General features: G+C 36.3%; 9 protein-coding genes. 8 read left to right on the plus strand and 1 reads right to left on the minus strand.

Annotation, left to right across the window (positions count from 1 at the left end; genetic code table 11):
- Positions 1 to 50 precede the first annotated feature (50 nt).
- The 4 genes from G358_RS0111305 to G358_RS33940 all read left to right on the plus strand — a co-directional run bounded on the left by G358_RS0111305 (position 51) and on the right by G358_RS33940 (position 4820).
- Entirely contained in the window at positions 51 to 1112 is a 1062-nt protein-coding gene (locus G358_RS0111305; RefSeq protein ID WP_019637333.1) for an ABC transporter ATP-binding protein, read from the plus strand.
- A 54-nt stretch (positions 1113 to 1166) separates the two neighbouring features.
- On the plus strand, positions 1167 to 2195 hold the full coding sequence (locus G358_RS0111310; protein ID WP_019637334.1) for an ABC transporter substrate-binding protein: 1029 nt from the start codon (positions 1167 to 1169) through the stop codon (positions 2193 to 2195).
- A gap of 374 nt (positions 2196 to 2569) precedes the next feature.
- Positions 2570 to 3946 carry a hypothetical protein gene (locus tag G358_RS0111315; RefSeq protein ID WP_019637335.1) on the plus strand — a complete coding sequence of 459 codons (1377 nt, stop codon included), beginning with the start codon at positions 2570 to 2572 and terminating at the stop codon, positions 3944 to 3946.
- Positions 3924 to 4820 (plus strand): YecA family protein, encoded by an 897-nt coding sequence (locus tag G358_RS33940; protein WP_019637336.1) that lies wholly within the window; start codon positions 3924 to 3926, stop codon positions 4818 to 4820. Before G358_RS0111315 ends, G358_RS33940 begins: the two co-directional genes overlap by 23 nt.
- A 444-nt stretch (positions 4821 to 5264) precedes the next feature.
- Here the strand turns inward: G358_RS33940 and G358_RS31285 are convergent, their stop codons facing one another.
- Positions 5265 to 5507, minus strand: coding sequence for a DUF6809 family protein (locus G358_RS31285; protein ID WP_019637337.1), 243 nt, complete (start codon positions 5505 to 5507; stop codon positions 5265 to 5267).
- Positions 5508 to 6388: 881 nt separating this feature from the next.
- On the opposite strand from G358_RS31285, the gene G358_RS0111335 reads away from it, so the two are divergent.
- The 4 genes from G358_RS0111335 (at position 6389) to G358_RS0111360 (ending at position 13588) form a co-directional block, all read left to right on the plus strand.
- The gene (locus tag G358_RS0111335; protein WP_019637339.1) at positions 6389 to 7075 is read left to right on the plus strand and encodes a hypothetical protein; all 687 of its coding nucleotides are present in this window, start codon (positions 6389 to 6391) and stop codon (positions 7073 to 7075) included.
- A gap of 891 nt (positions 7076 to 7966) precedes the next feature.
- Entirely contained in the window at positions 7967 to 11683 is a 3717-nt protein-coding gene (locus G358_RS33660; RefSeq protein WP_019637341.1) for a YecA family protein, read from the plus strand.
- Positions 11684 to 12065: 382 nt separating this feature from the next.
- Entirely contained in the window at positions 12066 to 12665 is a 600-nt protein-coding gene (locus G358_RS0111350) for a hypothetical protein (RefSeq protein WP_019637342.1), read from the plus strand.
- Positions 12666 to 13381: 716 nt separating this feature from the next.
- Positions 13382 to 13588 (plus strand): helix-turn-helix domain-containing protein, encoded by a 207-nt coding sequence (locus G358_RS0111360; RefSeq protein ID WP_019637344.1) that lies wholly within the window; start codon positions 13382 to 13384, stop codon positions 13586 to 13588.
- Positions 13589 to 13708 lie beyond the last annotated feature (120 nt).

Below are 13708 nucleotides of genomic sequence, written 5' to 3' on the forward strand. Positions count from 1 at the left end.
GCTACGCTCGCCATTGCCGGTTGGGTTCATCCTTAAGGAGGTATGTTAATATGGCTAAATCAGTCACACTTAAAAATATATCCAAAGCCTTCACGAACGATAAAGGCGAGAAATCCTACGCCGTGACCGGGGTCAACCTGGAGATCGGGCAGGGAGAGTTCGTAACTCTCCTCGGCCCGTCTGGCTGTGGCAAAACGACCACGCTGCGCATGATCGCCGGATTCGAGGACATCACCGAGGGGCACATCTACTTCGGGGAGGAAGCGGTCGATCAGATTCCACCGAACAAGAGGGACTGCACGATGGTGTTCCAATCCTATGCCTTGTTCCCGCATCTGAACGTATTCGACAACATTGCATACGGCCTCAAGATCAAAAAAATGACCAAGCCGGAAATTAGCTCGAAAGTTGAATCCGTCTTGGATATAATGAATCTACAGGATTATCGGGATCGGATGCCGAACCAGCTGTCGGGCGGTCAGCAGCAGCGGGTAGCGCTGGCCCGGGCGCTCGTCATGGAGCCAGGCGTGCTGCTGTTCGACGAGCCACTGTCCAACCTCGACGCAAAGCTGCGGCTTGTGATGCGGGATGAAATCCGCCGCATTCAGCAGCAGATCGGTATCACCGCTGTGTATGTAACGCATGACCAGAGCGAAGCAATGAGCATGAGCGATAAGGTCATCGTCATGAATAAAGGAATGATCGAGCAGGTCGGTACACCGATGGAAATTTACCAGCGTCCGAAGACGAGGTTCGTCGCAGACTTTATCGGTACGGCTAATTTAATGGAGGGCACGGTCAAAGGCACGGAAGATGGCAGACTGCTCGTGGAGACCTCTTCGGGGGTACTGCGGATTCGCCGCGATGGATACAAAACGGGTGACAAGGTGACTGTGGTGATTCGCCCTGAAGCCGTCTCTTTGGCTAAAGGCTCGCAGCACCAGGGCGTCGTGAAGAAAAGCGTGTTCATGGGGCAAACGCAGGAATACGAAGTATTGTTTGACGGTCAGCTGTTCCAGATTACCGAGCATAACCCGATCCAGGAGAAGGTCTACTCGGTCGGCACCTCTGTATCGCTGCAGTTTGCGGAGGACGCCCTTCATGTAATTTAACTTCAGCCTGCATCCAGAATCGTTGACATCATGCCACAGAAAGAAGGGGATTGCATGAAAAAAATAGCCATAGGCGGTTTGCTGCTCTCCCTGCTGATGTCATTATTTCTGTCCGCCTGCGGCAAGGAGAGTTCGGGAACGCTGACGGTATATGCCGGACTGTACGAAGACCATGCGATTAAGGCGATCGAGACCTTTCAGAAACAAACCGGGATCAAGGTGAATTACGTCAGGATGTCGAACGGAGAGATTTTGTCGAGAATTCGGGCAGAGCGCAATTCACCTAAGGCCAGCATCTGGTTTGGCGGGCCGGCAGATACGTTCATCCAGGCCAAGACCGAAGGTCTGCTGGAGCCGTATGTTTCTAAAAATGTCGAAGCCATCCCTCAGGAATATCGCGATTCGGAAGGGTATTGGACGGGCATTTACGTAGGCTCGATCGCCTTCGTCTCTAATAAGACGTGGCTGCAGGAGGTCGGGCTGCAGGCTCCGCAGTCGTGGGAGGATCTGCTGAAACCGGAATACCGGGGCATGATCTCCATGGCGGATCCCCGTTCCTCGGGGACAGCCTACACCACATTGGCTACGCTGGTGCAGCTGTTCGGTGAAGACAAGGCTTTTGACTACTTGCGCCAGCTGCATCAGCAGAATGTCATCTACACCACCTCCGGCAGCGTTCCCGGACGTACCGTAGGTATGGGAGAAGTCGGGACCGCCGTCATGTTCTCCCATGATGCGCTGAAGTTCTACAAAGAAGGCTTCCAAAACCTCATCATCGGCTTCCCGACCGAAGGCACGGGTTACGAGATCGGCGCCGTCGGCATCATCAAGGGCGGCCCGCACCAAGAGGAAGCCCGCCAATTCGTCGACTGGGCGCTGACCAAGCAAGCCCAGGAGCTCGGCAAGCAGGTCGGCAACTACCAGCAGCTCACCAACCGCGACGCCGTCGCGCCCGAGGAAGCGATCCCGCTGGAGAAGCTGAACGTCATCCCCTACGACCTCGACTGGGCCGGCCAAAACCGCGAGCGGTTGATCAACAAGTGGACGACCGAGGTGCTGGGAGTGGGGAAGGGGAAGGATTGAGGGAGTTTGTTTGAGAGTAGGGATTGGTAAGGGAATTAACGGCTTAGTAAGAGTCTGACTACAATGTTGTAGTTAGGCTCTTTTTGTCGTTTCCTCTATTTTACAAATGGGCTATAATCTTGGGTAATGAGTGTTGTTACTGAAGAGATAGGAAGAGCCTTGCGAATAACACGTAGTTTAAGGGGCGGAAATATGGAGGAGAAATTAAAGGCTTGCCCAAAACAAATATTATAGAATCGCATTCATTTTAACATGGGGTTTGAAAAAATGAGTAACAATTCAACTAAGAATGAGCAGTGTAGTTTCAAATCTCATAATGATTAAAATATTTACATTTATTAGATTTAAAATATGTACAAAGGGATGATATGCTCATGTACTTTTTCGAGATAAGGCAGCTGGAGGATATATCAAGAGGGTATTTTGAAATTATTGAAGATTACTTTAAAGGAATCTATCAACCCGGTGTAGATAAATTCTTTCAAGCAGAGAAGATAGGTTTCTTTCAAACTGCAGCTCAGACTATTTTAGCAAGTTTAGACGATTTGGAAGAGGATCTAACTGAATTTTGGAAGAAGAATAAAAGTAAAGTTATAGAACTAACATCTAAGACGGATTTTTTTAAGGTTATTTATTGCGGTAGTCCATCCCCATTAGATGGAGTTGACTTTATAAAACGAACAGCACTTTATATTGATTCATTATTAATTGAGGATCCATTAAGTTTTTTACTAAGAACTAAGCAAGTTGCTACAGATAATGCCTATTTAAATCAATTAATTAAACACTCTTTTAATCTTTTAGATTTAAAAAGGCTTTTTTTTGGTGATGGTAATATACCATTATTAATAATTTTTCCTAGTTTGATAGATGACGAGGAGAAGAAAAAGGTCAGAGGTGTTATAGAAAAAAGTGGAGATGAATATTTTAGATTGCTTTTCGAAAGAGATTTTTTAGACACTGAAGACATCTTTGATTATTTATCAGAAATGAAAGATGTTGATCAATTGTTAACAACAATAAAAGAACCTAGTATTTTGTTTCCAGATATCCTGGATAAAAAAGAACGACTTATAGAAATGTATGAGGATATTAGGGAGTCTTGGCAATATAAAGACTTTTCTTTAGGGAGTTCATTAGGCTATAAAATTTATGGGCAATTTCTAAATTTAGGAACGCAGGTATTCCAAGCACATGAGCTATCTTCGCAAATTTCTTTTGATAAGAAGGAATACTGGAACTTATACAAATGGGATATTAACCAAGCACAAGGTATGAATCCGGACTTAGATAGTACAATATTAAATGCTGTTCAACTAGAAGAATTTCGTTGGTTAGAAAATTTGGACATTGACAAAATAAATCTAGTAAGGAATCAGGAGGAATTATCTAATATTCGAAGTGTTATAAGAAAGAATATAAATATTACTGTAAATGGAGTGAATGAGGAGAAAGTTAAAGAACAAGCAATGAAAAATATGGAGAAGGCATTAATAGAACATTCAAAAAGACTAGATGATTATACAGAAAAGCTAAAAAAGAAAATACCTATTGATACATTGGCCGTTGTTGTTGGAACTATGACAAGTATACCAGCATCTTTATCGTTATTACCTGTGGCTGGAGCGATTTCAACTATTTATGGAATATATGATTATTTTATTAATACTAGACAAACTATATTGGGTAAAAAACAGATCCAAAATAGTTTAATGGGGGTATTATTCGATGCAAACCAAAATAGTATATGATGCTGAAGAATTTGAACTTAGTTTAAAGGCTTATTTAAGTTATATATCGAGAAAAATGAAAAAAGATGAAAGTTATTCGCCACATCCATTAGTTAGGGCTATGGTAAATGCTGTTGATGGCGCTAAGAATACTGGGAAACCAGGACGATATATGGGGATGTCGGGAGATGCGAATCAGTATTCAGACAATCAAGAGAGAAAAACAATAATATGTATTATAGAGATGCATCGTGATAATACAATGACTATTTTGGATATTCAGGACTTATCTCTTCAAAAATCAATTCCAATTAAAGTAGCGTCATATATTTTTTTGTTGTCTATTAAATTTGATAAATATGAAGGTGACTATATAGGTGTCAATGAGTTTATTGACACTGTTAATAGAACTATCCCTCAACTAAATATTATTAGATTTAAAAATGATGAGTGGAAAGAAGCTCGGGATTATCTAGTAAAAAACTTAAACACTATAAATATACCGCTTGAAATGAAAAAGGATTACGAAAAAGATTTCATGAGTATTAAGGGAGATACTGAGTGGGAGGATTATCCACCTAGAGTAAGGTCAACTATAGCTACAATATGGATGGATGATAAGTATCAGGAGCTGTACAGGGATGGGGTTATGAATATAGTAAATGTCTTCCTAGATGAGAAATACTTAAAAACAACCATGTTAAATAGCATCTTAATGATACTCTACGGTCCTTCTTCTAAGTATTTTGAGGATGTTTTAGAATGGAATTTATTTACTGATCTAAATATGAATAATACTATATCTAAAACTAGCACTAAGATAGGTAGAAATCAGCCATGCCCATGTGATTCGGGGAAAAAGTTCAAAAAATGCTGTGGAAGTTTAATAAAATAGAAATTCGAGTTCAAACGGGATACATTTGCAAGTAATAGATATCAGGGGCTAGGCCCCTGATATGCGGACTATTGAATTAAATTAAGAGCTTACTGTAACGCAACATTTTTACCTGGCGCTGTCTGGAACCGGTGGAAAGACATACGATGCCGAACTTTTAACGGTTATCCATTTTCTCGTTCGGTGACCTGAAAGTCTGTGTTCCCTGTTTGCTTCCCTTAATGAAAATTATTCTTTCTAACTAGTTAGCGAGTTTTGCATAACTATCATGTTGTTAATAACTAATTACCGCGCTTCTTTCCATTCTGGATGACAAGCTTGGTGTAAGCAAACAGCTTGTTTTTCCTTAATACATACAAGTCATCTTGTCGTTATTTTCGTCATAATGACAAGCCCAAAGTTGCATTCCCAACTAACTTTTCGCGTTGCTCATGACTTCGATCATCAAGTGGGCTCCAAGCCTGACCCATGGAGAAAAGCAGCTTCGACATGCATGCTATCTATACTGTCACATAGATCAAAATATTCCTCAAGCTCACGAAACACATCCTTACCCAATCGGTTTCGCCATTGTTCCGTTTGTGCCGCCACTTGTCGGCATAGGGGACGATAATCAGGATGAGAGGGTATAATCGTCTCCTCGGGATGAAGTTGCCCGCGGTAAAATGCTTCTAGAATAGATTCCATGTTTATCCTCCCATAAATGTAATCGCATCGCTTGAATGAGATTCTTGCACATGGTAGGATATTTAAACAGTCTGCTTATTCAGCGATTGCGCTTAGGAAGTAGCGATGTTCTTCTCGGGACTCACGCTGCTTCCTTCTTTATTTATGGAGATCATAATACACCTTCTCAATCCCTTTACGCACAATATCTGAACGTGTCATATTTAGCTTCTCAGTGCAAGCATCTAGTTTGCTCAAGATTGCCTGATCGACACGTATCTTAATCGTTTGGCTTTTGGGATTGTCAGATGGAGGACGCCCCATCTTTTTGGACGACATCGCTTCACCTTACTTTTTGTGTCCACAATAATTTTATTATTGTGGACACAAAAAGTCAATCCAATCCTTGTAGAACTGTCCACGCCTTTTCTCGGGAGGTAGTATTATCACACGAGGTTGCTGTCTCGTGTTTTAGCAAGCATTGAATTTGGCTTGCCAAGTTCGCTTGTTAAGTGCCTTATCTCTAATACCCATACTTCTTTTTTTTTAACGATTGATGAGTACATGATGAGTACCTATATAGTATATATCTTTCTAGGCATCACAAAATCAGAAACTTAGTAAGACCAATAATCTCCTATTGAATATATTGCTTATATACCTTCACCAATTGGCGTCAAAAGTTTTAAAATCGCAGGATACATTAATTCTTCTTGTGGCAGTAATAAGTAAATCGGTTCATGGATATCTCCCAAAATGATGAGTGAATCAAGAATGCAGTATTACGCAGACTATGACCAATAGATCGTATGACTCACTTCAGCATGAGGCTCTCGCACTGTATCATAACCATATATGGTATGATATTACAGAGACCGTCATCTGAAAAGGGAGTTGTTTCTTTGAATAATTGGATACTGTTTATTATCACCATCATTATTTTCTGTATTGGATTAGTTCGAAGTATCTACGATTATTATAATGTGTTAAAGAGGAACAACTTTTCCTTTGATTACATTAATAACTTTAGAAAATTTGGTTCCCAACTTGTTGAACAAGAACACTTTGATTCTGAAAATTACCAATGGTTAATGATGAATTCATCCAAAATGCAAACAATGATGGGGAGTTATGGGATTGCCTCCTCCTATAAGCCTCCTTTCGCTAATTTTATGTACAACAATTATCAACTGGTCGTAAATGGGATAAGAGAAATAAAAGATAACTTTCAAAGAGCAGCGGGTAGCTACGGACTAAGCTTTGAAAAACGTTGGGTAATAGAATCCATTAATATAGTTGATGATGCGCTTCTTACGTTTGTAGGAGCGATTGGTGATGTTTTAGATGAAGCGAAAAAGGATTTGAAAAATCCGCTTATTTGGTTACGCGAAGGGGTTCGATTTATCGTAACAAGCCCAATCTCACTGATGTACTGGTCTGGGTTAATGAAATATAGGACGTATAATGTAATATCCAATAACCTCTTTGTTAAATTCCTTTCATTTCTTATTGGCATTATTGGTTTCGTTAGTTCAATTGTTACAATCGTCACCGGCTATACGCCATTTAAATCTATTATTGGATTCTAGTCTAATCGCCATTAATAATTGGAAATTAAGGATAGCCATTTATGTTTCTTAAGGAGGACGAGTATGTCACTTTTGAGCGAAACTATACAACAATTACTAACGAGGAAAGTTTACTATGGGGAGAAATGGAGGAACAAGAAAAGAGGGAGCTAGGAAACTTTCGGAAGCGAAATCTTTTCTTAAAATATCCGAAAGCGGTACGTCATTATTTAAGCTTATTTCCAAATCACTACCTAGACGTTATGGAGTTGCGAGATGAAACTAGACTTCAAAATCTAACGGAACAGTTTTTTCTTCAAATAGACAATCCAAAGGCGAATGAACTTTCTATTATGAAATATATAAAGAAGCTTATTTTATTATTGCTTCATTGTTTAAGGATTATAATTTTGGACACCACGAAGCATACATATTTCCAGAGTTTCTGCTTGGAAATACTTATCGAGTAGACTATCTATTGATTGGAAGAAATTCAGGTGGTTATGAATTTGTACTCATTGAACATCCTTATAAGGATATTACAACGAAAAGTGGAGTTTTGGGCATCGCATTTCGTAAGGGTATAAAACAGATTGACGATTGGAAAAGGTATCTTGTTCCTAATTTCCTGACACTTGAAGGAACTTTTTTAAAATATAAAAATCCCAAACTAGACCTTTCCCGTGAATTTATCAAACTCGATATAACTCGTACTCATTATGGTTATTGCCGGGCGACGTCGTCATTTTGACGATAATACATACTGGATTAAAGGAAATAAAAGGGGGAATGAGGAGGTTAATCTACTTCATTATGACAATCTATACAATTATGCGGTGGATATTATAGGGAAGTCAACATATTAAGACGATATCAGTAGTCTAAAAACTTTTTCAAATTGGAGGGTTTGAGGTGAAGATCGGGAGGAATGAACCGTGCTACTGTGGTAGTGGCAAGAAGTATAAAAAATGTTGCCTGGGAATAAATGAGACTAATATTGAAAAAATAAGCTTGGGATCCTCAATTTATGGGGAGAATTTTCGTTTCTTAGAAATGAAGATCAATGAATTAAAGCCTATTTTTGAACAGTATAATTTTGAGGATTTAGTAAAAGCAGTTTTTTGTATCAATATAGATTTAAATAATCGTTCGGCAATTGAAAATGCACTAGCACTTAATGGATGTTTAATACAACATGATAATTTCGGGCATAAAAACATAGATAACTATGCAGATTTCACTGATTTTTTCAGTGAAGTTTCAAAAGTTCTTACTGTCACTAGCTATGATGATTACACTATTGAAGATTTCGGAGAAGTGAAGTTCTATTATAATAAAAGAGCATATAGCGTAATTCTAGGAACAGGACATGAACAAGTTTTTGGGGCTATTCAATTTTTGCCTGAATTGGCGAGGATTCTGAAAAAAGAGGATATGTTAAAAGGGGTATTGGAATACTCATCAAATATGATCGAATATTTCAAAGGTGATAACGTTTCCAATAATCAAGTAGAAGTAAGATATTTATTACCCTTAGAGCATTTATTCCAATCTGTGAAAGATTATTTTAATTCGAATTTCCTTAATTCAGTAAACGAAGATGTGATTTGCTTCTTTATGAAGGAAACATCAATCATAGAAAAAACGCACTTTTTAAATAAGTTCGGAAAATTATACCCCTTATTTAATACATCCATAATAGTTGATTTTTATAGTTTGTTGCTTAAACAAGCAACGCAGGCCCAAATTATTGATCATGTTAATCTTACAATTTTAGATTTTATTGAAGAGTTTTGCAGACTACAAGATAGACAGTATCCCCAAATACTTTTCCCTGTTTCTACTTCCAAGAATGTGGGGGGGACATCGAAAAAGCCACATATGTTTTTAGCTTTAGCCCAAAGATCTGCTATTCTTGCTATAAATTCAGATCAATTTGAAACCCAAGAGTTAGATAAAGAACTAAAAAGGATTTATGGACTACATCAGCAAGGTAAATTGGATTTTGTTGAAGTGGTCAAAGAAAAAAATAGTGATGGTTTTAGAGGAGTCACTATTTCAAAAGATACTAAACTCTCAGTAATATTATTCAATAGTTTTACTGATATTACGGGATACTCCTTTCAGTTTGGCGAGAGAAACCCAAAGTATTTTACTTGTTCCGCAATTGATATGATCTATCTAATTGGTTTTATGGATGATATTGATGAGTTAGGTCTTTACTTAACTCAGGATAGAGAGCAAGAATATGAACAAATCTTTGGGTTCGGAGGAAAAGCCACACATTTTATATCATGGAAGCAAATGAACCATATGTTTTCTAAAGGTGCTATTTCTTATGGAATGATTAGTCTAATGCCAGGGACAACGGATGAATACGTATGGGATCACTTTAAAAATAATTTAAAAAATTATCCGTGGGGAATTGATGATTTTATGTTTTGCAATCCCTTGGTTTGGGAAACAAAACCGTTGGACGAGGGATATTACCAGTATGTAAATAAACTCTCCAAAGGCTTTGGCGGCTTTGGAAAAAAATATCTTAATAATTGCTTCGTTTTTTTTGTACATAACGTCGATTTTTTAAAAGAATCCGAATTTTCTAATAAAGAAATGGACTTAATTAATCTAGTCGATGATTTAAATTTTCGAAAAATTCAGAGATATTATAAGTGGTTTGAAGAAAATAATTTTTTCAACAATCGCTTTATTCAATTAATGTATATGCCAATACTATATGCAAAGAGTGTAGATCATAGTGGTTTTACAAATGATGATGAGCGACTTTATGTTTATAGCGATTTATATATTGGAGAGAAAGAAATAATTATCAGGTATTCAGTTAATGCAGAAAAATTATATCAAGATATTGAATGCTCGCAAAATAGGAATGTTGAAACAAAATACTTTTTAGAGTTACTCCAACCTTTGGAACTCTATATACCTAAGGAATATACGATGTTAAAGAGAAAATTAGAAAGCGAAATGGATTTGCCTAAAGAAGTTGGGGTACTATCTATTGAATTAGATTATTATTGGTCGGATAAAAGTATTGGGTTAAATGTACCCGATAAGGCTTTTCAGGATTCAAGAAAAATTATTGCGGAAATTTGTCTATCAAAAGGTATTAATCAAGGTGTGTATGAGGGTAAAGAAGCAACAAAAATTATTCGAACAATGCAGGCTGAATTAATTAGCTTTTTTGAAGAAAAAGTAAGGATGTTTGAACAGAACGATTTGCATCAAAAATTATTAAGTCTATATGCAAATAGTGTCCATGATATAAATATTCATAAGAAGCGATATAATAGCTTCCAAGATGTCGAAAGAGAAGTGCAAGAAGAAGTACGAGAAAAAATAATTAAAATGCGTGAAGAAGAAAGACACCATTTACGAGTTATTCAATATCTATTAGAAACAAATTTGAGCATTGTTCGGGACGATAATAATCCAGTAAGTCATTGTAATAGTTCGGATATTGATTTTTTACTTGCATTTTCTAATTGGTTGGTAGTACTACAGGATAATGCTGATATTTGTTACAACAGTGAAAGGAGCCACAAAATTGAAGTGGACTCTGAATACCTAGTGAATGTACTTGAAGTTGAATCAATCTCTGAGTTTGAAAGAATAGTTGGCAAAAGAGTATATGAAAATAATGATTATAGTATCAGAGGAGATGAAGAAGATACATCTTTTTTGCAGCAAGTTATAGATAAATTTAAAGTGGATACCAAGGTTGACTTTAAGAATCTTATGTCTCTTATTGAGTATTTGCAGTTGTCATTCATGGAAAAAGTGTTTGTTGAATGCATGCCGAATGTATTTGTATTAGATATATCTGATCTTATAAATGGATTTATGGAAAATATAGAAGAACCAATTGATGAAAACGAAATATTAGGTATAGTAAATTTCTTAACTGTGGATGGTGCTAGCTTAAAATTATGGAGAGGGAAGATACAGAATTTTTTGCCAATCAATGAAAGAGTAAATCGTGACAATCGGTTTGACGTAAAACCCCTAGTTAAAAGAGATGAACAAATTATTTTCTCACCAGTAATCATGAAGGAACTTCATAATAAATGGAAGCATGGTCTTACAGATTTCTACCCACCATATGAAATAGGTCTGGAGAATACCATAAAAATATTAGGGCAATGGAAGAAGCGTTATGAAGATCTAATGGTAAAAGATATTGCGGAGATTTTCAAAAAAAATGGTTTCTCTCATGTATGGTCTGATGCTAAATTGCATTCTCTAGACAAGGTAGGTAATCATCCTAAGGAATTAGGAGATTATGATATTTTGGCTGTTAACGAGGAGAAAAGGGTAATATGGCTAATTGAAAGTAAGGTTCTTAGTAAAGTTGGATCTTTTTATGAAGGACACATGCAGCAATATAACTTTTTTTTAAATCACAAATATGATGAAAAATTTCAAAAAAGAGTTGAATATATGAGAAATCATTATAATGATTTTTTGATTTCACAGAATATAAGTAGTGACCATGATTACGAGGTTTTGCCTTATATGGTAACGAATAAGATATTTACATCAAGATACAAAGATATTGAATACCCGATCGTAAGCATATATGAATTTAAAGAATTGTTTAGAGGTATGTAATAGTAAATCAGCCTATCAGAAGTCTAAATTATGTTGGGATTTATGAGTACAAAATTGAGTAGGACTTCAACATAAAAGCTTATCGCTGCTGTGGAGGGTCTAAAGTTCATTTTATAGCAAGGGTTTGCGGGTTTTAGCATTAGCATCTTATAGGGGATATAATCTGGCATACGGCTCACGTTGAATACCACCAAAATAAAAGGGAAACTCTTTAGGATAGCGACCTCTTTAAATCCATTGATTGAAGTTTTATACCTCGACCCATAAAAAGCAGAATACTTAACTACTGGGGAAGATTATTAATAAAGAGCAAATTTTGAGTAAGTTATTTAGGTTAGAACTTCACTAGAAAGTAATCGAATTTTGATAAGGAGAATAGTTATTGAAAATTAATTTATCATCTTCTGAAATAGCATTAATAATATCGTTTATCGGCTTATTAATTACTTTTTGGAATGTTAATAGGCAACAAAAAGCATCTCATAAAAATGATCTTAGTAAATGGATAAGAGATATGAAGCAAAGAACCAATGAAGAGTTTATTGATTTATTATATGAGTTGTATTTGATAATTGGTATGTATAGATCAATTTACTTTCGCTACCATTATGCAATACATAATGATAGTACGGATAAGAAAAATGCTAATGAATTTAATGAATATATTTGGGAGATAATCAATCAATGGGGAACCGCTTATCATAAAATAGATTCATATTATTTAAAAAGGAAGGGAATATTAATCAAATTCGATAATAACATTAAGGAAGTACATAATAAGGCGTTAGCCTTAGATAAAGGATTATGGGAGTTTAAAGGTTTTCTTTATGAATATATTGCTAATAATCAATTACCATCTTCTAAAGTGGCTGATTTATTAAAGGAAATAGAAATAGAGGCAGGAGAATTGCAGAAATATCTAGAAGTTACGATTATTAAGCTTCAAGAGGATTTTTTAGGTAAACATTGTGATAATATTTAATTTCAAAAAAAACCTTCAAATAATAGGGCACTCAAGTAGTAGGTTATCAATTTTAGTTCACTAATGAAAGCTATATTAATGCGTGAGTAAGTAGGTGGTGGCCTTTCTGGACCTGGCCTATTTTAAATTTAGATCAATCACTTTATCGAGTTGAAAAGAGGATATCAACATAAATACGCAGATTCAAAAAAATAGAGTCAACAGGCTCTTAAGTTTTTGAAATATGTAATTCATTGAAAAGATATAAGGCGTCTTTAAATCCTTGTAGATATATTTTTCTATCTAGAACTGTTCGTATTGAATTTGAACCCTTGTATATATATTTTACTATCGAGAACTGTTCGTATTGAAAATTGAACGTCTTCATAGAGGAATAGGGTATGTTGGAGGTTGTCAGGGAGAGATGCTTGAAGGGTCTGTAAGTATTGCTTCGATTCATTTGATATTTCTATGAAATAAGAATTATGTTTTGTAAGATCACTGTGTAAGGATTTCAATCGCTTACGAATAAGTGGGTCAATTAATATCTCTAAAGAGTCTTCCAATATGACACCTCCTAAATTTTGTTTACATTTACGAATTAAAGTTTAATTTACTGAATATTATTTTAACATATCGAATTTTCGTGTCAGGAGAACATAAATATATTTTTGATTAGGCAAAGATTGTTTAATATAATTGAAGAAAACTTCAACTAATCTGAGAGGGAACGAGCAATGATAAGTTATAAACCATTACAAAAATTGCTGATAGATCGGGATGTAAAGAAACAGGAGTTATTAAAAATGACAGGTATCTCATCAGCAACGATGGCTAAATTGAATACGAACGAATATGTTTCTCTAGAAGTCATTGATAAAATTTGTGCAGCGTTGGATTGTCAGCCTGGTGATTTATTGGAGCATATTCCTGAACAGAAATAAAGAATGGAATAGAGCGTGAAATCATTTTGAAATAAGAGTTAGTTTTTTTTAAAAAATATATTCAGACAACACTGACCTGGCCTAGGATAAGATCTATCAAAGGCTGGGTTTATTTTATTG

This window comes from Paenibacillus fonticola DSM 21315, assembly GCF_000381905.1.
Classification (GTDB): domain Bacteria; phylum Bacillota; class Bacilli; order Paenibacillales; family Paenibacillaceae; genus Fontibacillus; species Fontibacillus fonticola.

Coding starts and splice junctions, on each gene's coding strand:
- G358_RS0111315 (WP_019637335.1), top strand. CDS start 2,570: ATGTACTTTTTCGAGATAAGGCAGCTGGAGGATATATCAAGAGGGTAT.
- G358_RS0111310 (WP_019637334.1), top strand. CDS start 1,167: ATGAAAAAAATAGCCATAGGCGGTTTGCTGCTCTCCCTGCTGATGTCA.
- G358_RS0111305 (WP_019637333.1), top strand. CDS start 51: ATGGCTAAATCAGTCACACTTAAAAATATATCCAAAGCCTTCACGAAC.
- G358_RS0111360 (WP_019637344.1), top strand. CDS start 13,382: ATGATAAGTTATAAACCATTACAAAAATTGCTGATAGATCGGGATGTA.
- G358_RS33940 (WP_019637336.1), top strand. CDS start 3,924: ATGCAAACCAAAATAGTATATGATGCTGAAGAATTTGAACTTAGTTTA.
- G358_RS31285 (WP_019637337.1), bottom strand. CDS start 5,507: ATGGAATCTATTCTAGAAGCATTTTACCGCGGGCAACTTCATCCCGAG.